This window comes from Bradyrhizobium sp. USDA 4501 (genome assembly GCF_054062115.1).
Map to the genome: position 1 here is coordinate 8,500,611 of NZ_JBSSEX010000001.1, position 23,613 is coordinate 8,524,223.

Sequence of the window (23,613 nt, forward strand, 5' to 3'; positions counted from 1 at the left end):
GCAGTTATGGTTCAGGCAATCGTATTCCTGCCTCTGCTGGGCGCCATCCTCGCAGGCATTATCTCGCTGGTCGGTGCCCATGCGCGCTGCCCGAGCGGCGATACCGTCGACCATCACGACGATGCGCATGGCGACGCCCATGCCTTCGCGGCCCATGACGATCACGGCCATGATGACCATGGCCATGACGATCACCATGTCTCCGAGCCGGCGGCCGCCGGCTCGCGCCTTGCCGAGCTGATCACCACGGGCCTCTTGTTCGTGTCGGCGGCGCTGTCGTGGTTCACGCTGGTCGATGTCGGCTTCATGCACCATGACGCGCGCGTCGTGCTGCTGCCCTGGATCAACTCGGGCGACCTGCAGGTGGCCTGGACGCTGCGGGTCGACACCCTGACCGCGGTGATGCTGGTCGTGGTCAACACGGTGTCCGCGCTCGTCCACCTCTATTCCATCGGCTACATGGACGAGGATCCGAACCGGCCGCGCTTCTTCGGCTATCTCTCGCTGTTCACCTTCGCGATGTTGATGCTGGTGACGTCGGACAACCTCGTTCAGCTGTTCTTCGGCTGGGAGGGCGTCGGCCTCGCGAGCTACTTGCTGATCGGGTTCTGGTACCAGAAGCCGTCGGCCAATGCCGCGGCGATCAAGGCCTTCGTGGTCAACCGCGTCGGCGACTTCGGCTTCGCGCTCGGCATCTTCGCGATCTACGCGCTGGTCGGCTCGACCGATTTCGAGACCATCTTCCATGCCGCGCCCGGTCTGACCGGCAAGACCATCAACTTCTTCGGCTGGCAGGCCGACGCGCTGACCTTGACCTGCCTGTTGCTGTTCATGGGCGCGATGGGCAAGTCGGCCCAGTTCCTGCTGCACACCTGGTTGCCGGACGCGATGGAAGGTCCGACCCCGGTGTCGGCACTGATCCATGCCGCGACCATGGTCACCGCCGGCGTGTTCATGGTGGCGCGGCTGTCGCCGCTGTTCGAGCTGTCGCCGACCGCGCAGGCGGTGGTGATGTTCTTCGGCGCGACCACGGCGTTCTTCGCCGCCACGATCGGCCTCGTGCAGAACGACATCAAGCGCATCGTCGCGTATTCGACCTGTTCGCAGCTCGGCTACATGTTCGTGGCGATGGGAGCGGGGGCCTATTCGGTCGGCATGTTCCATTTGTTCACGCACGCCTTCTTCAAGGCGCTGCTGTTCTTAGGGTCAGGCTCGGTGATCTACGCGATGCATCACGAGCAGGACATCCGCAACATGGGCGGCCTGTGGCGCAAGATCCCGTACACCTTCGCGGTGATGTGCATTGGCACCCTGGCGCTGACCGGCTTCCCGCTGTTCGCCGGCTACTTCTCCAAGGACGCGATCATCGAGGCGGCCTATGCGGCGCATAATCCGTTCGCGACCTACGCCTATCTCTTGACCATCGTGGCCGCCGGCCTGACCTCGTTCTACTCCTGGCGCCTGATCTTCAAGACGTTCTTCGGCGAGCCGCACGACCAGAAGCACTACGACGCGGCGCATGAGAGCCCGGTGTGGATGCTGGTGCCGATCGGCGTGCTCGCCGCCGGCTCGATCCTGGCGGGCCTGCCGTTCAAGGAGCTGTTCGTCAACCCGCACGGCGTGGAAGAGTTCTTCCGCGAGTCCGTGAAGATGAACCCGCACATCCTCGAGGACATGGAGCACATGCCGGGCTGGCTTGCGCCGCTGCCCACCGTGATGATGGCGCTCGGCCTGTTCATCTCGTATCTGTTCTACATCCGCAGGCCGTACCTACCGGTCGAGCTCGCGCAGCAGCAGCCGATGCTGTACCAGTTCCTGCTCAACAAATGGTACTTCGACGAGCTGTACGACTGGATCTTCGTGCGCCCGGCGAAGTGGCTCGGCTACACGCTGTGGAAGAAGGGCGACGGCTTCATCATCGACGGCTTCGGTCCCGATGGCGTCTCCGCCCGCGTGCTCGACGTCACCCGCAACGTCGTGAAATTGCAGACCGGCTACCTCTATCACTACGCATTCGCGATGCTGATCGGGGCCGCCGGATTGATCACCTGGTTCATGTTCGGCTTGGGAGGCCAGTAGATGACAACCTGGCCCATCCTTTCGGTCACGACCTTCCTGCCGGCGGTCGGTGCGATCCTGGTCTATCTGCTGGCGCGGGGCGGTGACGAGACCGCGAGCCGCACGGCGCGCTGGATCGCGCTGTGGACCACGCTGATCACCTTCGCGATCTCGCTGATCCTGGTGGCGCGCTTCGATCCGGCCTCGACCGACTTCCAGTTTGTCGAGAAGGCGTCCTGGCTCGCCACCGGCATCACCTATCACATGGGCGTCGACGGCATCTCGCTGCCGCTGATCATCCTGACCACCGCGATCATGCCGCTCTGCATCATCGCGAGCTGGAAGTCGGTGACGCAGCGCGTCGGCGAATACATGATGGCGTTCCTGATCCTGGAAACGCTGATGGTCGGCACCTTCTCGGCGCTCGACCTCGTGCTGTTCTATTTGTTCTTCGAGGGCGGCCTGATCCCGATGTTCCTGATCATCGGCGTCTGGGGCGGCCCGCGCCGGGTCTATGCGTCGTTCAAGTTCTTCCTCTACACCTTCCTCGGCTCGGTCCTGATGCTGCTCGCCATCATGGCGCTGTACTGGAACGCCGGCACGACCGACATCCCGACCCTGATGCACACCGCGGTGCCGCGGTCGATGCAGACCTGGGCATGGCTGGCCTTCTTCGCCTCGTTCGCGGTGAAGATGCCGATGTGGCCGGTGCACACCTGGCTGCCCGACGCGCACGTCGAGGCGCCGACGGCGGGCTCGGTGATCCTGGCCGCGATCCTGCTGAAGATGGGCGGCTACGGCTTCCTGCGCTTCTCGCTGCCGATGTTTCCGCTGGCCTCGCACGACTTCGCGCCGTTCGTGTTCGTGCTGTCCGTCATTGCCATCATCTACACCTCGCTGGTGGCGATGATGCAGGAGGACATGAAGAAGCTGATCGCGTATTCGTCCGTCGCGCATATGGGCTTCGTCACCATGGGCATCTTCGCGGTGACCACGCAGGGCGTCGCCGGCGGCATGTTCCAGATGGTCTCGCACGGCATCGTCTCCGGCGCGCTGTTCCTTTGCGTCGGCGTCGTCTACGACCGCATGCACACCCGCGAGATCGCGGCCTATGGCGGTCTCGTCAACCGGATGCCGCTCTACGCGCTGACCTTCATGGTCTTCACCATGGCCAATGTCGGTCTGCCGGGCACCAGCGGATTCGTCGGCGAGTTCATGACGCTGCTCGGCACCTTCAAGATCTCGCTGCCGACGGCGTTCTTCGCCACCACCGGCGTGATCCTGTCGGCCTGCTACGCGCTCTGGCTCTACCGCAAGGTGGTGTTCGGGGCGCTGGTCAAGCCGTCGCTGATGTCGATCAAGGATCTCACCTTCCGCGAATGCGTGACGCTGTTCCCGCTGATCGCACTGACCATCCTGTTCGGCGTCTATCCGAAGCCGGTGCTCGACATGTCGGCGGCCTCGGTGCAGCAGCTCGTCAACAATTACCAAACCGCCGTGACTGCCGTGAAGGCAGCCGCGCTGACCGTCCAGTAAGGCCCTCGTCATGAGCTTTTCCAGTGCAGGTTATCAGTTGCAGCCGGTGCTGCCGGAGCTGGTGCTCGCGGTCGGCGCCATGGTGCTGTTGATGATCGGAGCCTATCGCGGGCAGGGGACGACGCGGCTCGTCACGGCGCTGGCGATCTGTCTCCTGGTGCTGACCGGCGTGCTGGAGCTTTGGTTGCCGGCCGGCAAGCTCGTGACCTTCGGCGGCAGCTTCATCGTCGATGATTTCGTGCGCTTCCTGAAGGTCCTCGCGCTGATCGCCTCGGCGGCAACCCTGATCCTGTCGACGGAGTACCTGTCACAGCCGTCGAGCCGCAACTTCGAGTTCTCGATCCTGGTGCTGCTGTCGACGCTCGGCATGATGGTGCTGATCTCGGCCGGCGACCTGATCTCGCTCTATCTCGGCCTCGAGCTGATGAGCCTTGCGCTCTACGTCGTCGCCGCCAGCCAGCGCGACAACGCCAAGTCGAGCGAGGCGGGCCTGAAGTATTTCGTGCTCGGGGCGCTGTCGTCGGGCATGCTGCTCTACGGCGCCTCGCTGATCTACGGCTTCACCGGCACCGTCAGCTTCGCCGGCATCGCGGCCGCCGCGACGACCGGCAGCATCGGCATCGTGTTCGGCCTGGTGTTCCTGCTCGCCGGCCTCTGCTTCAAGGTGTCGGCGGTGCCGTTCCACATGTGGACGCCCGACGTCTATGAGGGCGCGCCGACGCCGGTGACGGCGTTCTTCGCGTCCGCCCCGAAGGTCGCGGCGCTCGCGGTGTTCACCCGCGCGACGCTGACCGCGTTCCCGGGCATCGTCACCCAGTGGCAGCAGATCCTGGTGTTCGTGGCGATCGCCTCGATGGCGCTGGGCTCATTCGCGGCGATCGGCCAGACCAACATCAAGCGGCTGATGGCCTATTCCTCGATCGGCCATATGGGCTTTGCGCTGGTCGGCCTCGCCTCCGGCACGGTCGAGGGCGCCCAGGGCGTCCTGATCTACATCACGATCTACGTCGCGATGACGCTCGGTTCCTTCAGCATCATCCTGGCGATGAAGCGCAACGGCCAGGCGCTGGAGCAGATCAGCGATTTCGCCGGGCTGTCCCGCACCAACCCGTTGCTCGCCTTCATCTTCGCGATGCTGCTGTTCTCGCTGGCCGGCGTGCCGCCGCTCGCCGGGTTCTTCGGCAAATGGTACGTGTTCGTCGCCGCGATCAAGGCCAATCTGTTCACGCTCGCCGTGATCGGCGTGCTGACCAGCGTGGTGGGTGCGTTCTACTATCTGTCGATCGTCAAGGTGATGTATTTCGACCAGCCGCTCGGCAAGCTCGACCCGGTCCGCGTCGAGCTGCGCACCGTGCTGGCGGTCGCCGGCATCTTCAATATCTTCTACTTCGCCTATCCGGGCCCGCTGGTGAGTGTGGCCACGGCGGCGGCAAAATCGCTATTTTGAAGCGTGCAGTTCCGAAATCGGGATGCTGGCTTTCGGAACCAATCATGCGCATAACGCTGACATGACCTTCACGCTCGGGCCCCGGGCCATAGCGGCGGGCTATCGGCTCGCCGCCTTCGATCAGATCGGCTCGACCAATGCCGAGGCGATGCTGCGCGCCCGCGGCGGCGAGCGGGGGCCGATGTGGTTCGTGACGCCCGAACAGACCGCGGGCCGCGGGCGGCGGCAGCGGGTCTGGGTCGCGCCGCGCGGCAATCTCGCCAGCACGATCCTCGAGGTGACGGACGTCCAGCCGGCAGTCGCCGCTACCCTCGGCTTCGCCGCCGGGCTGTCGCTCGAAGCTGCGCTGCGGAAGGTCAGCATCGAGGCGGCGCTGCGGCTCGGGCCGGACAGCCCGAAGTTCACCCTGAAATGGCCGAACGACGTGCTGGCCAACGGCAGGAAGCTCTCGGGCATCCTGCTTGAGGCCGAAGCCATCGGGAGCCGGCTGGCGGTCGTCGTCGGCATCGGCACCAATGTCGTCGCAGCACCAGAGGGGACGCCGACGCCGGCCGTATCGCTCGCGGCGCTCGGCATCCAGATCGGGGCGGAGGAGCTGTTTGCCGCGCTGTCGGACGCCTGGGTCGAGTTTCGCGGCATCTGGGACGAGGGCCGCGGCTTCCCCGAGATCCGCCGGCTGTGGCTGGAGCGCGCGGCCGGGCTCGGCGAGAAGGTCGCGGTCCAGACCGGCTCGGCGACCCTTGAGGGCACGTTCGACACCATCGATGATACCGGCTGCCTGATCGTCCGCACTGCTGATGGCGAGCGCCTGCCCGTGACCGCCGGCGAGGTCTATTTCGGCTCCGCAGCCTCGGTGAGGGCGAACTGATGGCGCGTCCGGACGAGCTCAGCTTTGCGCCGCTCGGCGGCGTCGGCGAGATCGGCATGAACCTGTCGATCTACGGCCTCGGCAACCGCCACCAGCGGTCCTTCCTCGCGGTCGATCTCGGCGTCTCCTTCGGCGACGAGGAGCATCTGCCGGGCATCGACCTGATCATGCCCGACGTCCGCTTCCTCGAGAAGGAGCGCAACAATCTGGTGGGCCTCGTGCTGACGCACGCCCATGAGGATCATTTCGGTGCCATTATCGATCTTTGGCCGAAGCTCGGCTGCAAGATCTACGCGACGCAATTCAGCGCGGCGCTGTTCGAGGCCAAATGCGCCGCCGAGCGCAACCCGCCAAAAATCCCGGTCACGGTGATCCCGTCGGGCGGGCGAGTCGATATCGGTCCGTTCAATGTCGAGTTCATCCCGGTCGCGCATTCGATTCCGGAATCGCACGCGCTGGCGATCAAGTCCGATCTCGGCACCGTGCTGCATACCGGCGACTGGAAGATCGATCCGACCCCGATCATCGGCCAGCCGACCGACGAGCGGCGGCTGCGCGAGCTCGGCGATGAAGGCGTGCTGGCGCTGGTCGGCGATTCCACCAATGCGGTGCGCGACGGGCGCTCGCCGTCGGAGACCGAGGTCGCCGCCACAATCAAGAAGCTGGTCAAGGCGGCCAAGGGCCGGGTCGCGGTCACGACCTTCGCCTCCAATGTCGCCCGGGTGCGGGCGGTGGCGGACGCCGCCAACGCCGCCGACCGCGAGGTCGTCGTGGTCGGCCGTGCCATGGAGCGCGTGGTGCAGGTGGCGCGCGAATGCGGCTATCTCGATGGCTCGCATAAATTCCGCAGCGCCGACTATTACGGCCATTTCCCGGCCGACAAGGTGCTGGCGCTGTGCACCGGCAGCCAGGGCGAGCCGCGTGCGGCGCTGGCGCGGATCGCCAATGACGACCATCCGCAGGTCACCCTGAACAAGGGCGACACCGTGATCTTCTCCTCCCGCACCATTCCCGGCAACGAGAAGGCGGTCGGCTCGATCATCAACAACCTCGTCATGCAGGGCGTCGAGATCATCACCGACCGCGAGCATCTGGTGCACGTCTCCGGCCACCCGCGCCGCGACGAGCTGCGCGACATGATCTCCTGGGTGCGGCCGCAACTGCTGATCCCCGTCCATGGCGAGGCGCTGCATCTCGCCGAACACGCCAAGCTGGCGCGCGCCGCCGGCGTGCCCAAGGTCCTGACCTGCCGCAACGGCGACCTCGTCAAGCTCGGGCCCGGCGAGCCCGGCATCATCGGCGAGGTGCCGGCGGGGCGGCTCTACAAGGACGGAACCATCCTGGAGGACGCCAAGTCGCGCGCTGTGGTGGAGCGGCGGCGGATGGGCTTTGCCGGCTGCGCCTTCGTCGCCATCGCCATGACCGAGCAGGGCGAGCTCGTCGACGATCCCGAGGTTGATCTGGTCGGCATGCCGGAGAACAATGCGGCGGGCGAACTGCTCGACGACATCGTGTTCGATGTGGTGGTATCGACGATCGAGGGCCTGCCGAAGCCGCGGCGGCGCGATCCGGACGCGCTGGGGGAATCGGTGCGGCGCGCGGTGCGGGCGGCGCTGAACGAGCAATGGGGCAAGAAGCCGATCTGCGTCGTGCACGTTCTGACGGTTTGAGCCTAAGCATGATCCGGAAGAGTGCAAAGCGATTTTCCGAAAAGATCATGCTCAACTAAAGGGAGAGAGAGATGCTGGGCCGGCTCAATCACGTCGCGATCGCGGTCAAGGACGCCAAGCAGGCCGCGAAGATCTACGGCACTGCCTTCAATGCCGAGATTTCCGATGCGGTGCCGCTGCCGGAACACGGCGTGATTACCGTGTTCGTGACGCTGCCGAACACCAAGATCGAGTTCATCGAGCCGCTGGGCGAGACCTCGCCGATCGCGAAATTCGTCGAGCGCAATGCCGACGGCGGCATCCACCATGTCTGCTACGACGTGCCCGACATCATCGCGGCCCGTGACCGCATGATCGCCGAGGGTGCGCGGGTGCTGGGCGACGGCCAGCCGAAGATCGGCGCGCATGGCAAGCCGGTGCTGTTCTTCCACCCGAAGGACTTTTCCGGCGCCCTGGTCGAGATCGAACAGGCCTGAGGCCGCATGGCTTACCAGATCTCCACCGGACTTGCGATCTACTTCGTGCTTTGGTGGCTCGTGCTGTTCCTGACGCTGCCGTTCGGCGTGCGCAGCCAGCACGAGGACAATGTCGGCGCGCCCGGCACCGACCCCGGCGCGCCGATCCTGGCGCGGATGGGCCGCAAGCTGCTGTGGACCACGCTGATTTCCGCCGTGATCTTCGCGATCGCGATGTGGGCCTATCATTCCGGCTATCTCTCGATCGAGCGGCTGTCGAAGCTGATGGGAATGCCGTTCTGATACGCAGAAGTAGCCCGCATGAGCGAAGCGACATGCGGGATCACTTTCCCGGGTATCGCGGAGCCTGTCATCGGGCGCGCGTTCGCGCGACCCGTTGGCTCACCCGGGCTACGTACCGATGGGGATGCTGTTTTAGAAACTGATGCCAATGGAGTGGGGATCAACCTCGCCCTGGCAATGCGGAGGAGGCGACCACGATGAACCTGCAGTCCCAGCCGGGCTCCGGGCCGAGCGCATATCGAATCCTGCGGGAAGCCGATCTGCGGGCTTATCTCGCGGGACTGCCCGCCATCGTCGCGCAGCTCGGCGGCGCGCCGGCGGACTGGTCGATCAGCGAGGTCGGCGACGGCAATCTCAATCTCGTCTTCATCGTCAAGGGCGGAAGCGGCGGCCTCGCGGTCAAGCAGGCGCTGCCGTATGTGCGCCTCGTCGGCGAGAGCTGGCCGCTGCCGCTGTCGCGGGCGCATTACGAGCACATGGCGCTGGTGCACCAGGCGCGGCTGGCGCCGATGCTCGTGCCGGCGGTGCTGCATCATGATGCGCCGCTCGCGCTCACCGCGATGGAGCTGCTCGAGCCGCACATCATCATGCGCAAGGGCCTGATCGAGGCCACGTGGTACCCGCGCTTTGTCGAGGATATCTCAACCTTCCTGGCGCAAACGCTGTTCTTCACGTGCGACCTTGCGTTGTCGGCCGCGGAGAAGAAGCAGGGCATCGCCGATTTCGCCGGCAACCACGCGCTCTGCAAGATCACAGAAGACCTGATCTTCACCGATCCCTACCGCATCGCCGAGCAGAACCGCTGGACTGCGCCGTATCTCGACGCCACGGCGGCGGCGTTCCGCGAGGACCTCGACCTGCATGTCGCGATCTCCAGGCTGAAGCTGAAATTCATGGCGAGCCCGCAGGCGCTGCTGCACGGCGATCTGCATACCGGCTCGATCATGGTTACAGACAGCGAGACCAGGGTAATCGATCCCGAGTTCGCCTTCTACGGCCCGATGGGCTTCGACATCGGCGCCGTCATCGGCAACCTCCTGATGGCCTATCTGGCCTCCGCCGGCCACGAGCGCACGCCGGGCGAGCGCGCCTCGTTCGAGGCCTGGCTACTCGCGACCATGGAGGGCGTCTGGAGCGAGTTTTCCCGAAAGTTCCTGGCGCTGTGGCGCAGCGAGGCGAACGGCGACGGCTATCCGGTGTCGCTGTTTACCGGCGAGGCAGGTGCCGCGCGGTTGGAGGCAGAACGGCAGGCGTACATGGCGCGGCTGTTCGAGGACACCGTCGGCTTCGCCGCGGCCAAGACCATCCGGCGCATCCTTGGTCTCGCGCACAACATCGACTTCGAGTGGATCGCCGACGAGAAGCAGCGCGCGATCTGCGAGGCGCGGGCCCTCAAGCTCGCCCGCAATATGATGCTGGGGGCGCCGTCCTACACGACGATCGGCGCGGTCACCTACGCCGCCCGCGAGCTGCGCCACTGGCAGCCGGATTTTGCGAGGTAGCCGGGAAGCGTAGGATGGGTGGAGCGAAGCGGTACCCATCATTCTGACAGCGCGATAAGAGTTGATGGGTTTCGCTTCGCTCTACTCGTCCTACGCAGCGCGGCTTTCCCTGCGCCCTCTTCAACGCGAGGGCGGAACGAACAGCAAGCTCGGACAAATCATGTCGCGAGAATGCGGATGTTTGACTCACAAGCGATACACACTCGGCGTCGTCCCGGCGAAGGCCGGGACCCATAACCACCAACGATCATTGTTGAGCGACGCTGGAATGACGAGTTCCTTCAACAATACCCGCCGCGGCGTATGGGTCCGTGCTTTCGCAGGGACGACGAATGGAGAGAGCTGTGTGCTCAGCTCCCTTCATCCTTAATCCGCCGCCTGTTCCCGCAGCCGCTGCGCGTACACGTTGATGATCAGCGCCGCGAGCAGGATCAACCCGCGGATCAGGATCTTCAGGAAGCTGTCGATATTGACGTGGTCGAGGCCGTTGTTGAGAACGCCGAGCACGAACAGGCCGACGATGGTGTTGCCGATGCCGCCGCGGCCGCCGAACAGGCTGGTGCCGCCGACCACCACGGCCGCGATCGAATCCAGCAGATAGGTATCGAACTCGTTCTGCTGGGCGCTGCCGAAATGGGCGACGCCGAGCATGCCGCCGATCCCCGAGCACACCGCCGAGATCACCATCACACTGCCGAGGATGAGCTTGACGTTGAGGCCGGCAAATTCCGCGGCCTCGCGGTTGCCGCCGACCATGTAGACGTAGCGGCCGAACCGTGTGTAGGTCAGCACCAGGTGGCCGCCGAGCAGCATCACCGCGGCGACGATCACAATCCAGGGGATGCCGCCGATCGAGCCGGAGCCGAGCGTCGTGATCAGGTCCGGCACCTTGTAGGCGATCTGGCCGCGCACCAGCAGCGCCGAGACGCCGGCCGCAATCTGCATCATGGCGAGCGTCATGATGAAGGAGGGGATGCCGATCATGGTCAACCCCAGCGCGTTGACGAGGCCGAGCAGCGCGCACAGCGCCAGCGCCAGCAGGATCGCGACGATGCCCGGCATCGGGACATTGGCGATGTTGACGTAGGATTCCTGCAGCGTGAAGTACGCCACCGCAATGCCGGTGACGTTGGCGATGCTGGCGATCGACAGGTCGATCTCGGCGCACAGGATCACGAAGGTGAGGCCGACGGCGATGATGCCGGTGACCGACACTTGCGTGAGGATGTTGCCGACATTGTCGATGGTGGCAAACGACGGGCTCGCGATCGCGAAGAAGGCGCTGAGGAAGATCAGCGTCAGGAACGGCGCAATGTTGCGCATCTGCGAGCGCACGAAGGGCGCCAGCCCGCGCGACCGCTGGTGATCCGCTCGCGCCGTGGCGCCGTCACTGCTTGCCATCATGTCTCTCCATCAAGCGCGATGAGGTGGTCATCGCGCTTTCTCTGTTTGTTTGAGCATCGGAAAACCGCTTCGCACTTTTCCGGATCATGCTCTAGGCCGCCTCCAGCAGCCGGTCCTTGCTGACCGCTTCGCCCGCGAATTCGCGCACCACCGCGCCGCGCTTCAGCACCAGGATCCGGTCGGCCAGCGACAGCACCGTCTCCGGCTCGGTCGACAGCACGATGATCGCCAGCCCCTTGGCGCGGAGATCGCGCACGATGTTGATCACGTCGTTCTTGGCGCCGACATCCATGCCGCGGGTCGGCTCGCACAGCACCAGGACGCGCGGCGGATAGGCTAGCCATTTCGCCAGCGCCACCTTCTGCTGATTGCCGCCGGACAGCATGCCGAGATCGAGGCCGACCACCGGCGGCCGGATCTGCAGTTGCTCGACCTGGCGCTGGGCGATCGCACGCTCGCGCACCGGCTTGAGCAGCAGCGCCGAGATCCGTTCGAGGATGCTGATCGAGATGTTCTTGTAGACCGGTTCCTGGTGGAACAGCATGGCGCGCCGGCTTTCCGGCACCAGGGCGACGCCGGCCCGTCGCGCCGCCGCGGTGCTGCGAAACGTCTTCGTGGCGCCGTCGACCGCAAGCGTTCCGCCGTCGGGTCGCAGCTTGCCGAACAGGATGCGCGACAGCTCCAGCTGCCCGCAGCCCATGAAGCCGTAGATACCGAGCACTTCGCCGGAGCGGGCCTCGAACGAGACGTCCCGCAGGCTGCGGCGCAGCGAGAGCTGATCGACCTTCAGCACCGCCGCGCCTCCGCTCGATTGCGGGAGCATCATGTCATCGGTGTAGCTGTGTTCCAGCGCCTCGCCGCCGCGGCCGATCATGGCCTCGATCAGGGCGCCCTTGGTGGTGTCCGCGGACGCGGTCTCCGCGATCTTCCGCCCGTTGCGGAACACCGTCACCACGTCGGAGACCCGCAAAATGTCCTCGATGAAGTGCGAGATGAAGACGATGCTGGTGCCTTCGTCGCGCAGCCTGTGCAGCGTCGCAAAGAGGCGTTCGACCTCGGGCGGAGAGAGGGCGGAGGTCGGCTCGTCCAGGATGATGATGCGTGCGCCGGAAAACAGCACGCGAGCGATCTCGATCAGCTGCTGCAGGCCGATCGGCAAATCGCCGAGCCGCGTCATCGGGTTGACGTCGATGCCAAACCGGGCCAGCTGCTCGCCGGCCTCGCGCGCCATCCGCCGCCATTGCACGAAGCCGAGGCGGTTGGTCGGCTGGTTGCCGAGGAACACATTCTCAGCGACCGTGAGATCAGGCGCGACGCTGAGCTCCTGATGCACCATGCCGATGCCGGCGGCGTGCGCGTCACGGGTGGAGCGGAAGCGGGTCTCCTTGCCGTCCAGCATGAAGCGGCCGGAGAACTCCGGATGCACGCCGGCGATGATCTTCATCAGCGTACTTTTTCCGGCGCCGTTCTCGCCGACGAGACCATGGATCTCGCCGGCGTGCAGCGCGAAGTCGATCCCACGAAGGGCTTCGACGCCGCCGAAGGCCTTCGTGATCTGGTGCAATTCGAGGATCGCCGAGCGTCCCTGCGTCATGAGGCCCGCTCAGATCAGGAAATGATCCTCCATCCATTGCATGCCGGCGGCGTTGGCCTTGGTCACGACGGGACCGTCGGTCACGACATTCTTCGGAATGCCATGGCCGCTCTTTTCGCCGCCGACCACGGCGGCGACGCCCGCGACGATCGCGCCGCCATGGATGCGGCAGGACGGATTGCGGACGGTCGCGAACATGCGGCCTTCGCTGACCGCCTGAATCGCCGGCGGCATGGCGTCGACACCGCCAATCAGGATGTTGGTGCGGTTGCGCGCCTTCATGATGTTGTAGGCGGCGAGCGCCATGTCGTCATTGTGGAAGAAGGCGGCGTCGATCTGCGAGTATTTGGTCAGATAGGTTTCCCAGAGCCGGGCGGTCTTCGAGACGTCCCAGTCGGCGGGCTGGGTATCCAGCACCTCGATGTTCGGGAACTGCTTGATGACCGAGTTGAAGCCCTTGGCGCGGCCCTGCGCGCCGGTATGGCCGAGCGCGCCCTGGGTCATGATGACCTTGCCCTTGCCGCCGATCGCGTTGCACAGCGCCTGCGTTACGGAGGCGCCCATGAACTCGTTGTCAGGTGCGAGGAACGAGTGGACGTTAATTTGATCGAGAGGAGCAATAAGCGTGTCCATGTCGATCACGGGGGTCCCGGCGTCGATCATCTTCTGCACCGGCTGGGTCAGCGTGCCGATGCCGAACGCCTGGATCGCGACGAAGTCCCATTTCTGCGACGCCATGTTGTCGATCGCGGCGCGCTGCTTGACGGCATCGAGCTGGCCGTCGAACCAGGTCACCTCGACGTTGAACAGCTTGCCCCAGAACTCGGCGGCCTGCTTGCCTTGCGCGCACCACGTCGCCTGCAGTCCGGCATTGGAGAACGCCGCCTTCAGCGGCTTTTCCGAGCGTCCCGTTTCGGCGGCGAGCGCCGACGTCGTCATGCCCATTCCGCCGAACAGGCCGGCCGCAGCTCCACCTGCCGCCGCCATCTGCAGAAGGTCGCGCCGCGTCGTCGACGCCTTGTCCATCCCCTTGTCGGTCCCTGGCATTGCTTGCTCCCTCTTCGTTTTTCTGACCGTCGGCGTCAGTTGCACGCGCCGCGGATAAAGCGAGTGTGTCACAATCGGAACGGTGACGCTACGGCCTCTCGTCCACGAGATGTTTCTGCTGCAGCACGATGGCTTCGATGTCGCCGAGCAGCTTGTGCCACGCAGCATCGATCTCCGCAGACCATTGCTCGCCGAGAATGTCGCGCAGCGTATCGGCGATCACCGCGAAGAACGCGACGAACAGTTCGCGCGGCGTGCCGTAGGCGTCGTGCGAGAACACTTCCGATTCGATCAGGCGAAAATGTCCGCGGCGCTCGCCCGCGAAATCGAGGATGGCTTCGATCGTCAGCTGCAGCATCGAGCCTTTCACCGGCTCGCTGCCTTCGGTGCGAAACATCGCCTGCGTCTCGGGATGTTCGCGAAACAGGCGGCGATAGACTGACGGTGTCAGATCATCGCAAGCCGCTGCTGCGAGTTCAAAGCTGCGTTCGATCGGATTCAATGATGGAGCCATAGCGGATTGCGATCATCACATAAAAAAAGAGCAGGGCTCAAAGCCCTGCTCCAAAAATTGTGTCGACCCTATTTGCCCCAAAAATTCGATTTGATCTTGATTGATGGGGTGACGCTGCTTGTGCGCGTCGGGCTCCTCCCGAGACTTGGACCACCAGGACACACCTCGCGGCTGGCCTGAGCCCGAATTGGTAGACTATCTTTCCAGGCTTGTCATCATTTTCGGCAACGATTGTTCAATTTTCGAGCAATTTGCGAAATGATTGGGATGGCGCCACCGGCGGTTGTGACGGGAGATATAAAACACGTGGCAGGGTAAGGGGATACGACTGATTTCGGAGTTGCCGTGACGCAAGTGCCACGCTCGGTTATTTCCGTCGGCTGGAAGAAACCGGACGCATCGGCGATCTCGACTTCCGGCGCCCATGGTGGTTAGTTCCGTGGCGGATGGATTTGCGATGCGCCGGCGGCTGAAGAATTTTCTGCCCATCGTCTTGGTTGCCCTGCTGGTGCAGATTCTTGCACCGATCGGGGCCTGCTGGGCGGCGAGCCTTGCCGCGTCCGATCCGCTCGCGGCCGCCACCATCTGCCACGGCGATGCCGGCTCCGGAGCGGGGCAGGGTGACCAGACCAGTCACGACGCCCATGACGGCTGCTGCTCGGCCTGCAGCGTGCTGCAGACCGGTGCGCCGGTTGATAGCCCGCAAGTTGTGGCCCAGGCCGTCGAACGCCTGCCGAACCCGATCGCCTGGCTTGATTTCGCCTCCGAGCTCGATCGTTCGCGCGCCGGCCTCTCGGCGCAAGCCCGCGCGCCGCCGCTGTTTTCCTGACGACCTTGTCGCTGCCGGTGCGTCCCGCGCCAGCAAGTGCCCTTGAGCAAGCCGGCCGGAGCGCCGGTGTCAGGATTCATCCATGTTTCGCTATCATCCGCTGGAGGCGGCAAGCGTGCTCGCGCTGGGCGCGACGCTTTGCGCATTGCCGTCCGCTGCCGAAGCCCAGGCGCCCAGCACAGAGCTACCCTCCGTCACCGTCGAGGCGCCCCGGACGGCGGTGCGCGCCAAGCCGGCGGCGCAGAAGCCGCGCGTTCGTGCCGCGTCCGTGCGGCGGCCGCCGAAGCCGGCGACAGCGCCAGCCGTGACGGCGGCCCCAGCGGACGGCGCGAGGCCGGGGGAGACGCTTGCCGCGACCCGCGACGGTTTGAACCGGGCGCCGACAGGCCAAACGCAGACCACCATCGACCGCAGCCAGTTCGACAACCGACCGGCGTTCTCCGTCGCCGATGTGCTGCGCGACAGTCCGGGCATCTCGATCAAGCAGGGCAACGGCCCGCGTGATTTCGGCATCTCGATCCGCGGGTCGAATGCGCGGAACGGCTTCGGCATCCGCAACCTCGTCATCTTCGACGACGGTTTCCCGGTGACCCAGCCGGACGGCCTGTCGCGCAGCGACCTGATCGATCCGCATGCCTATGGCGCCATCGACGTGGTCCGCGGGCCGTCATCGGCGCTCTACGGCAATTATGCGACCGGCGGCGCGCTGAATTTCAGGACCCGGCCGGGCGGCAAGATCGACGGCGTCGAGTATGGCGTCGACGGCGGCAGCTTCGGTTACCTCAACAACTATCTCGCGGCGGGCAAGAAGGTCGGCAATTTCGAGGCCTCGCTGTTCGCGAGCGACGCGCGCGGCGACGGCTACATCGGCAACAGCTGGTTCAACACACAGACCGTTAATTTCCTCGGCACGCTGCAGGTCACGCCGGACGACCGCTTCACGGTGAAGCTGATCAACAACGACCTGACGACGCGCCTGCCGATCCGCTCCTCGCTCAACCAGTTCTACCAGAACCCGTTCCAGCAGGGCTGCACGACCGGCGCGACGGCCGCGCCGGGATGCGCCACCGTGACGTTGTTCAACAACGGATTCAACGCGGCGGCCGGGACCGACAGGGAGACCGCGGTTCAGGCCGGTCTCGGGCGCGACGACCGCCGTACCATCGTCGGCGGCCGCTGGGAGCACGACTTCGACAACCAGACCACCTGGCGCAACCAGTTCGTCTTCGACGACCGCAATATCAATCAACCGACGGGATCGACCAGCGCGATCGGCGACTTCCCGTCGTACAACTACATGAGCGACGTCGTCAGACGCGGCGATATTTTTGGGCTGGATTCGACGACCTATTTCGGCGGCTTCTACAATACGCTCACCGCGTCGAGCGACACCCGCAATGTAATGCCGGGCGGAAATGCGACGCTCGGAAGCCTGTCGAGCAATTTGTTCAGCACGACGACAAATTACGGTGTTCGCGCACGCGAGGAATTGAAGCTCACGTCTGCGCTGACGGCCGTTGCCGGCATTGGCTGGGAGGCCACCAGTCTGACGGGCCGGAACACCGCCTACAGCTACGCCGGCGCGGCCGGAACCACGACCACGGCGATCACGACGGCGGACCGGCAATTCCAGAATACCGCGCCCGAGCTCGCATTGCTGTACCGGCTGAGCAGCGAGTGGCAAGTCCGTGGACGAGTGGCAACCGGATACGGCACGCCGCAGGTCAGCAATTTGTTCGTCCTGCCGAGTGGCGCCTCGGGCAACAACACCCAGCTGCGGACGCAAAAGAATCTCGGTTACGATGTCGGTGCCGACTGGACACCGAACAACGCGCTCAAGCTCAGCGTCACGGGCTTCTACGAGTTATTCAAGGACGAGCTCGTTTCTCAGGCCACGCCGCTTGCGGGCATCTCCTACACGTTCAACGCGCCGCGATCGGAGCATCGCGGCGTCGAGCTGGCCGCCGACTGGAAATTCCTGCCGGGCTGGCGGTTCTCGGCGGCCTACACTTATCTCGACGAGGTCTACACGGAATACGTCGAGAACATCACGAACGGCGCGGTGTTCAGCTTCAATCGCGCCGGCAACAAGATTCCCGGCATTTCGCCGAACGAGCTCACGGCGCGGTTGGGCTACGACCAGCTGTCGGGTCAGTTTCAGGGATTTGGCGGGTTCGTCGAAGTGCAGTGGAAGGACAGCTTCTACATGGACAACGCCAACCTCTTGAAGGCGCCGGGCTATGAGCTGGTCAACCTCAATCTGCACTACAAGACCGATCTCGTCTCCGATTATTTCAAGGCGCTGAACCTCTACATCGAGGTGAGGAACGTCTTCGACCGGACCTACGTGGCGTCGGCGAACAACATCTCAAATTCGGTGACCGCGGCAGGCATTCAAAATCCCGCGAGCGTACTAGCGAACTCAACCAACTCGATCTATGCCGGATCGCCGCGCGCCTTCGTGGCGGGCATGAAGATTGCGTTCAAATGAGGAGCGCATCGATGACCTATCGCAAACCGGTCGCCCTGACGCTGCTTGCAACGCTCGTACTCGCGGCCTTGCCGAACCTTACCGTCGCACAGATGAGCCATCAGCACGCGTCCGAAGCGGCCTGCGAAGAGACGGCCCTGCGCTGCGCGACCAAGGTCACGCCCGCCTTTGGCCGGGATGGGACATTGTGGCTGGTGTGGATGGCCGGCGGCCAGATCTCCGTCGCGAGCTCAAAAGACCAGGGCAAGAGCTTTTCCACACCGGTGCAGGTCACACGGGAGCGGCTCAGTCTCGATTGGGGACCGGATGCGCGGCCGAAGCTTGCGATCGATGCCAAGGGCAACATCGCTGTGGCCTTCTCGATCTTCCGCGATCAGAATTTCAACGGCCAGGTGCTGACCACGCGATCGACCGATGGCGGGCGCAGCTTCGATGCGCCGAAGCCGATCACCACGAACAATGAGAGCCAACGGTTCGAGGCGATCGGTTTCGATCCTGCGGGGGCGATGTTTGCCGCGTGGCTCGACAAGCGCAACCGCGTGCCGGCGCAGCAGCGCGGCCAGAAATATGACGGTGCCGGATTGTTTTTCGCGTCATCGGGAGATGGCGGAGCAACCTATTCCGACGCGCGGCTCGTCGCCGACAACACCTGCGAGTGCTGCCGCCTCGCGCTGGCGTTCGATGGTGCGGGCCATCCTGTGGTCGTGTTCCGGAACATCTTTGAAGGCGGCGTGCGCGACCATGCGGTCGTGACGTTCTCCGACCTGGCTACGCCCGGCGAGATACATCGGGTGAGCCGCGACGACTGGCAGATCGCGGCCTGTCCGCATCACGGTCCGAGCCTGACCATATCGCCCGAAGGAACCTACAATGTGACGTGGTACACCAACGGCAAGGCGCGCAAGGGATTGTTCTATGCGCGCTCGCGCGACGGCGGCAAAACCTTCTCCGATCCGCTTCCGGTCGGTCAGCCGAACCGCAGCCCATCCCGGCCGCAGATTATCGCGGGGCCGCAGGGGCTTGTCATGGCCTGGAAGGAATTCGACGGGCAGAAGACGACAATCGACCTCATGACGTCGCACGACGATGGGGCGACATGGTCGAAGCCGACGGTGATCGCGGACACCGCCGACAGTTCCGACCATCCGCTGCTCGTCTCGGACAGTCGGCAGACCTATCTGTCGTGGATGACGAAGGCCGACGGCTACCATTTTCAAGCGATCGAGGGCGAACCATGAAGCGTCATCTGCTGGCTGCGCTGATCCTGCTCGCGACGCTGCCGTCCGCACTGGCGGCGGGAGAGGGCGCGCCAAAGCCGTTCGAACGCGGCAGCTGGCAAAAGCTGCTGCATGCGCATGCCGGTCATCCGACCCTGGTGCATTTCTGGGGAGTGACCTGCGGACCATGCAAGGTCGAGCTGCCGGAGCTCGGCCAGTTCATGAAGGATCATCCCGGAATCGATATCGTCACGATCAGCGCGGATCTGGTTCCCAACCTTCCGGAAGCGACGCGATCGATGCTGGATCGCGCCGGCCTCGGCGCGGCCGAAAACTGGATCTTCGACGACGGCTTTGCCGAGCGGTTGAGATTTGAGATCGATCCGGCCTGGCAAGGCGATATCCCGCGAACCATGCTGATTTCCCGGGATGGAACGATCACGACGATCGAAGGGTCGGCCGAAATCGCCGATCTGAACAAATGGTCCATCGCCCAGTCGGCAGCAACCCGATGACACTTGAATTTCAACTTGAAAGGAAATCCGTCGCCATGAAGACGCTCTCCCGCATCCTTGCCCTCGCAGCGCTGACCGCTGCACTCGCGTCGACGTCCGCGCGCGCGGAGGACGTCAAGGCCGGCGATCTCGTGATCACGCAGGCCTGGACGCGCGCAACACCGAACGGTGCCAAGATCGGCGGCGGCTACCTGACGATCGAGAACAAGGGGACGACGCCCGACCGGCTGGTGTCAGGCACCGGCGATGTTGCCGGCAAGATCGAAGTCCACGAGATGTCGATGGACAATGGCGTGATGAAGATGCGTGCGCTCGACAAGGGCCTCACCATCGAGCCCGGCAGGACCGTGAAGCTCGCGCCGGGCGGCTATCACCTGATGATGTTCGACCTGAAGAATCCGCTGAAGCAGGGCGACAAGGTGCCGGTCACGCTCGAGTTCGAAAAGGCCGGCAAGGTCTCGGTCTCGCTGGACGTGCAGGCCGTCGGCGCGCAGGGGCCGGGCGGCGGTCATTCCGGTCATGGCGACCATTCCGGTCACATGGACATGAAGAAGATGTGAGGCAGCCATGCGATCACAGACGTTCGTCGTTGCCACGGCGGCGCTGCTCGCAGCGCAGCCGGCGATCGCGCATATCACACTCGAAGGAAAGCAGGCGGCGGTCGGATCGTATTACAAGGCGGTGTTCGCCGTGCCGCATGGCTGCGCGGGCTCGGCGACAATCAAGATCCGGGTGCAGATTCCGGAGGGCGTGATCGGAGTTAAGCCGATGCCGAAGGCGGGCTGGACTCTCGATGCGGTCACCGGCAAATACGCCGCCCAATACGACTATCACGGCGCCAAGCTTTCCGAGGGCGTCAAGGAAGTCGCCTGGAGCGGTGGCAAGCTTGCGGACCAGAACTACGACGAGTTCGTGATGCAGACGTTTCTCACCGATACCTTGAAGCCCAACACCACGTTGTACTTTCCGGTCGTGCAGGAGTGCGAGCAGGGCGTCAGCCGCTGGATCGATACCCCAGCCGACGGGCAGGGCGGCGGGCACGACCATGGCAGCAAGACACCGGCGCCCGGCGTCAATCTGCTGCCGAAGTCGTAAGTGATGCGGTTGGTCGCAAACCTCGCAGCGCTGCTCGTGGCGCTGTGTCTTGCGACCTCAGCCCATGCGCATGCCGTCCTGATCGGCGCCGAACCGGCCGACGGCAGTGTGGTGGCTGAAGCACCCAAGACGTTGGTGCTCCGCTTCAACGAAGCGGTGGCGCCGACGGCGGTCAGCCTGCTCGACGCTGCGGGCAAGCCGCGCGACGTCGCGATCCGCGCCGTCGACCAGTCGGTGATGGTGACACTGCCGGCGGGCCTGCCGCAGGGCACGCAGGTGGTCAGCTATCGCGTGGTGTCGCAGGATGGCCATCCGGTCGCGGGCTCGCTGCTGTTTTCGATCGGCGTCGTCACCGGCTCGGCGGCGCCGTCAAGCGACGGCGTGCTCGATGTGTTGATCTGGCTGGCGCGGCTCGGGCTCTATCTGGGCCTGTTTGCCGGCGTCGGCGGCGTGTTCTTTGCGGCCTGGATCGGGCAGGGCCCGGCCGGCGAACGGCTGATCATGTGGTCGCTGAAGATCGGCCTTGTCGGCGCGATCGCGTCGCTTGGCTTGCAGGGTGTCGACCTCTTGAACCTGCCGCTCTCGGGCATCGTGACGTGGGCGGCATGGGCCAGCGCCGCCGCTACCAGCCTGTTTCCCGCGCTGCTGCTCGCGATCGCCGCGATGCTGATCGCGGCGATCGCCTGGCGCAGCCCGTCGTTCGGTGCAGCTTTCACCCGCACCGCGATCGCAATGATCTGTGTCGGGCTGTCGTTTGCGGTCAGCGGCCACGCCGCCACCGCTTCGCCGCAATGGCTGACGCGAGCCGCGCTGTTCATCCATGGCGTGGGCGTGGCGTTCTGGATGGGCGCGCTCGCGCCGCTGGCGGTGCTTGCCTGGCAGCGCAAGGATTCGCTGCTGCGGGTGCTGCGGCATTTTTCGACGATCGCGGTGCCGGTCGTCGCGTTGATCGCCTTGTCGGGCCTGGCGCTCGCGATCGTCCAGCTCGACAGTTTTCACGCGCTGATCGACACCGGGTACGGCAACATCCTGGTTGCGAAACTGGTGCTGGTGGTGTTGTTGCTCGGGCTCGCTGCGCTGAACCGGTTGGTGTTCACGCCGGCCATCGCGCGCGAGTTTCATCGGACACGGCCGCTGCAGCGCTCGATCGCGCTGGAATTCGTGCTGATGATCGCCATTCTCGGCCTCGTTGCACTCTGGCGCTTCACGCCGCCGCCGCGCGTGCTGGCGATGTCGGCCGATGTTCCGCTCGCGGTCCACATTCACACCGATGCCGCGATGTTCCAGGTGCTGATCGCGCCGGGCAAGGTCGGGCAAAATGACTTCGTGCTGCAGCTGATGAACGGCGATGCCAGCCCGTTCACGGCCAAGGAGGCGACGCTGACGCTGAGCTTGCCCGAGCGCGGCATCGAACCGATGGAACGCGCCGCCGCGCGCGGTGCCGATGGCTATTGGCACGTGCGCAAGGTGCCGTTGCCGGTGCCGGGCCGCTGGCACATGCAGATCGACGCCTTGGTGACCGATTTCAAGAAAGTGACGCTGGAAGACGATTTCGAGGTCAGGTAAAGCCGCGGTCGGCGCGCTGGGCACTTCGATGGTACGCAATTCGTTCAAATGGCCGAAAATCGCCTGATTTGAAGGGTTTTTCTTATTTGGCGGCCTTGTGTTTTCACAGCCGATCCGGTTTCACTGCAGCTCTTCCCACGCTTTCCTGATTCCCGAGTAACGCCATGCGATTGTCGCGGTTTTTCCTGCCCATCCTGAAAGAAAACCCGAAAGAGGCGGAGATCGTCTCGCATCGGCTGATGCTGCGCGCGGGTATGATGCGGCAGGAGGCTGCCGGCATTTATGCCTGGCTGCCGCTCGGTTTCCGGGTGCTGAAGAAGATCGAGCAGATCGTTCGCGAGGAACAGGACCGCGCCGGCGCGCTCGAGCTCTTGATGCCGACGCTGCAGCTCGCCGATCTCTGGCGCGAAAGCGGCCGCTACGACGCCTATGGCCCGGAGATGCTGCGCATCCTCGATCGTCACAAGCGCGAGCTGTTGTACGGGCCGACCAACGAGGAAATGATCACGGAGATTTTCCGCTCCTACATCAAGTCCTACAAGAACCTGCCGCTCAACCTCTACCACATCCAGTGGAAATTCCGCGATGAGCAGCGTCCGCGCTTCGGCGTGATGCGCGGCCGCGAGTTCCTGATGAAGGACGCCTATTCGTTCGACCTTGACGAGGCCGGCGCGCGGCGCTCCTACAACAAGATGTTCGTGGCCTATTTGCGCACCTTTGCGCGGATGGGCCTCAAGGCGATCCCGATGCGGGCCGAGACCGGCCCGATCGGCGGCGACCTCAGCCACGAATTCATCGTGCTCGCGGAGACCGGCGAGTCCGGCGTCTACATCAACCGCGATGTGCTGGACCTGCCGGTGCCGGGCGCGGACGTCGATTATGACGGTGATCTGACGCCGATCATCAAGCAGTGGACTTCGGTCTACGCCGCGACCGAGGACGTCCACGAGGCTGCGCGCTTCGAACAGGAAGTGCCTGAGGCAAAGCGGCTGAACACGCGCGGCATCGAGGTCGGCCAGATCTTCTATTTCGGCACCAAATATTCCGAGACCATGAAGGCGATGGTGGCCGGTCCCGACGGCGTCGACGTGCCGATCCATGGCGGCTCCTACGGCGTCGGCGTGTCGCGTCTGGTCGGCGCGATCATCGAAGCGTGTCACGATGACGCCGGCATCAAATGGCCCGAGGCCGTCGCGCCGTTCCGCGCCGCGATCCTCAATCTCAAGCAGGGCGATGCCGCGGTCGATGGCGCCTGCGAGCAGCTTTATCGCGAGCTCTCGGCGAAGGGCGTCGACGTGCTCTACGACGACACCGACCAGCGTGCCGGCGCCAAGTTCGCCGCGGCCGATCTGATCGGCATCCCGTGGCAGATTCTGGTCGGACCCAAGGGGCTTGCGGACGGCAAGGTCGAAGTGAAGCGTCGCAGCGACGGCTCACGCGACAACATGAGCCCCGCCGACGTGGTCGCGAAGCTCGCGGGTTAAAGTTTATTCACGCCGCGC

The 23,613-nt window shown here is 64.6% G+C and carries 20 protein-coding genes; 16 read left to right on the plus strand and 4 right to left on the minus strand.

Going from position 1 to position 23,613, the window contains the following annotated elements:
* Window positions 1-6: 6 nt before the first annotated feature.
* The 8 genes from nuoL (at window position 7) to mtnK (ending at window position 9,839) form a co-directional block, all read left to right on the plus strand.
* Window positions 7-2,079 (plus strand): NADH-quinone oxidoreductase subunit L, encoded by a 2,073-nt coding sequence (gene nuoL, locus ACVWZM_RS39640; protein ID WP_456855978.1) that lies wholly within the window; start codon window positions 7-9, stop codon window positions 2,077-2,079.
* Complete coding sequence (locus ACVWZM_RS39645) at window positions 2,080-3,594, plus strand: NADH-quinone oxidoreductase subunit M (protein WP_016841819.1); 1,515 nt, start codon at window positions 2,080-2,082, stop codon at window positions 3,592-3,594. It abuts the gene before it with no gap.
* Window positions 3,595-3,604: 10 nt separating this feature from the next.
* Window positions 3,605-5,041: an NADH-quinone oxidoreductase subunit NuoN gene (gene nuoN, locus ACVWZM_RS39650; RefSeq protein WP_456855979.1), complete on the plus strand. Its 1,437-nt coding sequence runs from the start codon at window positions 3,605-3,607 to the stop codon at window positions 5,039-5,041.
* Window positions 5,042-5,102: 61 nt separating this feature from the next.
* Complete coding sequence (locus ACVWZM_RS39655; RefSeq protein ID WP_456856843.1) at window positions 5,103-5,909, plus strand: biotin--[acetyl-CoA-carboxylase] ligase; 807 nt, start codon at window positions 5,103-5,105, stop codon at window positions 5,907-5,909.
* Complete coding sequence (locus ACVWZM_RS39660; RefSeq protein ID WP_456855981.1) at window positions 5,909-7,579, plus strand: ribonuclease J; 1,671 nt, start codon at window positions 5,909-5,911, stop codon at window positions 7,577-7,579. The genes ACVWZM_RS39655 and ACVWZM_RS39660 overlap by 1 nt, the downstream gene beginning before the upstream one ends.
* A 71-nt stretch (window positions 7,580-7,650) precedes the next feature.
* On the plus strand, window positions 7,651-8,055 hold the full coding sequence (gene mce, locus ACVWZM_RS39665) for a methylmalonyl-CoA epimerase (RefSeq protein WP_057016476.1): 405 nt from the start codon (window positions 7,651-7,653) through the stop codon (window positions 8,053-8,055).
* A 6-nt stretch (window positions 8,056-8,061) separates the two neighbouring features.
* Window positions 8,062-8,337, plus strand: a complete 276-nt coding sequence (locus ACVWZM_RS39670) for a DUF1467 family protein (RefSeq protein ID WP_057016477.1) — start codon at window positions 8,062-8,064, stop codon at window positions 8,335-8,337.
* A gap of 197 nt (window positions 8,338-8,534) precedes the next feature.
* Window positions 8,535-9,839, plus strand: coding sequence for an S-methyl-5-thioribose kinase (mtnK, locus tag ACVWZM_RS39675; protein ID WP_456855982.1), 1,305 nt, complete (start codon window positions 8,535-8,537; stop codon window positions 9,837-9,839).
* 366 nt (window positions 9,840-10,205) lie between these two features.
* On the opposite strand, the gene ACVWZM_RS39680 is transcribed toward mtnK, so the two are convergent.
* The 4 genes from ACVWZM_RS39680 to ACVWZM_RS39695 all read right to left on the minus strand — a co-directional run bounded on the left by ACVWZM_RS39680 (window position 10,206) and on the right by ACVWZM_RS39695 (window position 14,398).
* Entirely contained in the window at window positions 10,206-11,240 is a 1,035-nt protein-coding gene (locus ACVWZM_RS39680; protein WP_057016587.1) for an ABC transporter permease, read from the minus strand.
* A gap of 94 nt (window positions 11,241-11,334) precedes the next feature.
* Window positions 11,335-12,837 carry a sugar ABC transporter ATP-binding protein gene (locus ACVWZM_RS39685; protein WP_253623821.1) on the minus strand — a complete coding sequence of 501 codons (1,503 nt, stop codon included), beginning with the start codon at window positions 12,835-12,837 and terminating at the stop codon, window positions 11,335-11,337.
* Window positions 12,838-12,846: 9 nt separating this feature from the next.
* Window positions 12,847-13,884: a sugar ABC transporter substrate-binding protein gene (locus tag ACVWZM_RS39690; RefSeq protein ID WP_456855983.1), complete on the minus strand. Its 1,038-nt coding sequence runs from the start codon at window positions 13,882-13,884 to the stop codon at window positions 12,847-12,849.
* Between the two features lie 88 nt (window positions 13,885-13,972).
* Complete coding sequence (locus ACVWZM_RS39695; protein ID WP_057016481.1) at window positions 13,973-14,398, minus strand: globin; 426 nt, start codon at window positions 14,396-14,398, stop codon at window positions 13,973-13,975.
* A 439-nt stretch (window positions 14,399-14,837) separates the two neighbouring features.
* Between ACVWZM_RS39695 and ACVWZM_RS39700 the strand changes: the two genes are divergently transcribed.
* The 8 genes from ACVWZM_RS39700 to proS all read left to right on the plus strand — a co-directional run bounded on the left by ACVWZM_RS39700 (window position 14,838) and on the right by proS (window position 23,595).
* Entirely contained in the window at window positions 14,838-15,227 is a 390-nt protein-coding gene (locus tag ACVWZM_RS39700; protein WP_253623823.1) for a DUF2946 domain-containing protein, read from the plus strand.
* Window positions 15,228-15,309: 82 nt separating this feature from the next.
* The gene (locus tag ACVWZM_RS39705; RefSeq protein WP_456855985.1) at window positions 15,310-17,718 is read left to right on the plus strand and encodes a TonB-dependent receptor family protein; all 2,409 of its coding nucleotides are present in this window, start codon (window positions 15,310-15,312) and stop codon (window positions 17,716-17,718) included.
* 11 nt (window positions 17,719-17,729) lie between these two features.
* Window positions 17,730-18,956: a sialidase family protein gene (locus ACVWZM_RS39710; RefSeq protein WP_456855986.1), complete on the plus strand. Its 1,227-nt coding sequence runs from the start codon at window positions 17,730-17,732 to the stop codon at window positions 18,954-18,956.
* Window positions 18,953-19,450, plus strand: a complete 498-nt coding sequence (locus tag ACVWZM_RS39715) for a TlpA family protein disulfide reductase (protein WP_057016485.1) — start codon at window positions 18,953-18,955, stop codon at window positions 19,448-19,450. The genes ACVWZM_RS39710 and ACVWZM_RS39715 overlap by 4 nt, the downstream gene beginning before the upstream one ends.
* A gap of 35 nt (window positions 19,451-19,485) precedes the next feature.
* The gene (locus ACVWZM_RS39720; RefSeq protein WP_456855987.1) at window positions 19,486-20,010 is read left to right on the plus strand and encodes a copper chaperone PCu(A)C; all 525 of its coding nucleotides are present in this window, start codon (window positions 19,486-19,488) and stop codon (window positions 20,008-20,010) included.
* A 7-nt stretch (window positions 20,011-20,017) separates the two neighbouring features.
* Window positions 20,018-20,545: a YcnI family copper-binding membrane protein gene (locus ACVWZM_RS39725; RefSeq protein WP_057016487.1), complete on the plus strand. Its 528-nt coding sequence runs from the start codon at window positions 20,018-20,020 to the stop codon at window positions 20,543-20,545.
* A 3-nt stretch (window positions 20,546-20,548) separates the two neighbouring features.
* A complete protein-coding gene (locus ACVWZM_RS39730) occupies window positions 20,549-22,111 on the plus strand; it encodes a copper resistance CopC/CopD family protein (RefSeq protein ID WP_456785044.1) in 1,563 nt (520 codons plus the stop codon).
* A gap of 164 nt (window positions 22,112-22,275) precedes the next feature.
* On the plus strand, window positions 22,276-23,595 hold the full coding sequence (gene proS / locus ACVWZM_RS39735) for a proline--tRNA ligase (protein WP_038380332.1): 1,320 nt from the start codon (window positions 22,276-22,278) through the stop codon (window positions 23,593-23,595).
* Window positions 23,596-23,613 lie beyond the last annotated feature (18 nt).

Coding starts and splice junctions, on each gene's coding strand:
- ACVWZM_RS39725 (WP_057016487.1), top strand. CDS start 20,018: ATGCGATCACAGACGTTCGTCGTTGCCACGGCGGCGCTGCTCGCAGCG.
- ACVWZM_RS39690 (WP_456855983.1), bottom strand. CDS start 13,884: ATGCCAGGGACCGACAAGGGGATGGACAAGGCGTCGACGACGCGGCGC.
- ACVWZM_RS39670 (WP_057016477.1), top strand. CDS start 8,062: ATGGCTTACCAGATCTCCACCGGACTTGCGATCTACTTCGTGCTTTGG.
- ACVWZM_RS39645 (WP_016841819.1), top strand. CDS start 2,080: ATGACAACCTGGCCCATCCTTTCGGTCACGACCTTCCTGCCGGCGGTC.
- ACVWZM_RS39710 (WP_456855986.1), top strand. CDS start 17,730: ATGACCTATCGCAAACCGGTCGCCCTGACGCTGCTTGCAACGCTCGTA.
- ACVWZM_RS39715 (WP_057016485.1), top strand. CDS start 18,953: ATGAAGCGTCATCTGCTGGCTGCGCTGATCCTGCTCGCGACGCTGCCG.
- proS (WP_038380332.1), top strand. CDS start 22,276: ATGCGATTGTCGCGGTTTTTCCTGCCCATCCTGAAAGAAAACCCGAAA.
- mce (WP_057016476.1), top strand. CDS start 7,651: ATGCTGGGCCGGCTCAATCACGTCGCGATCGCGGTCAAGGACGCCAAG.
- ACVWZM_RS39705 (WP_456855985.1), top strand. CDS start 15,310: ATGTTTCGCTATCATCCGCTGGAGGCGGCAAGCGTGCTCGCGCTGGGC.
- ACVWZM_RS39680 (WP_057016587.1), bottom strand. CDS start 11,240: ATGGCAAGCAGTGACGGCGCCACGGCGCGAGCGGATCACCAGCGGTCG.
- ACVWZM_RS39660 (WP_456855981.1), top strand. CDS start 5,909: ATGGCGCGTCCGGACGAGCTCAGCTTTGCGCCGCTCGGCGGCGTCGGC.
- ACVWZM_RS39730 (WP_456785044.1), top strand. CDS start 20,549: ATGCGGTTGGTCGCAAACCTCGCAGCGCTGCTCGTGGCGCTGTGTCTT.
- nuoN (WP_456855979.1), top strand. CDS start 3,605: ATGAGCTTTTCCAGTGCAGGTTATCAGTTGCAGCCGGTGCTGCCGGAG.
- ACVWZM_RS39655 (WP_456856843.1), top strand. CDS start 5,103: ATGACCTTCACGCTCGGGCCCCGGGCCATAGCGGCGGGCTATCGGCTC.
- ACVWZM_RS39685 (WP_253623821.1), bottom strand. CDS start 12,837: ATGACGCAGGGACGCTCGGCGATCCTCGAATTGCACCAGATCACGAAG.
- ACVWZM_RS39720 (WP_456855987.1), top strand. CDS start 19,486: ATGAAGACGCTCTCCCGCATCCTTGCCCTCGCAGCGCTGACCGCTGCA.
- nuoL (WP_456855978.1), top strand. CDS start 7: ATGGTTCAGGCAATCGTATTCCTGCCTCTGCTGGGCGCCATCCTCGCA.
- ACVWZM_RS39695 (WP_057016481.1), bottom strand. CDS start 14,398: ATGGCTCCATCATTGAATCCGATCGAACGCAGCTTTGAACTCGCAGCA.
- mtnK (WP_456855982.1), top strand. CDS start 8,535: ATGAACCTGCAGTCCCAGCCGGGCTCCGGGCCGAGCGCATATCGAATC.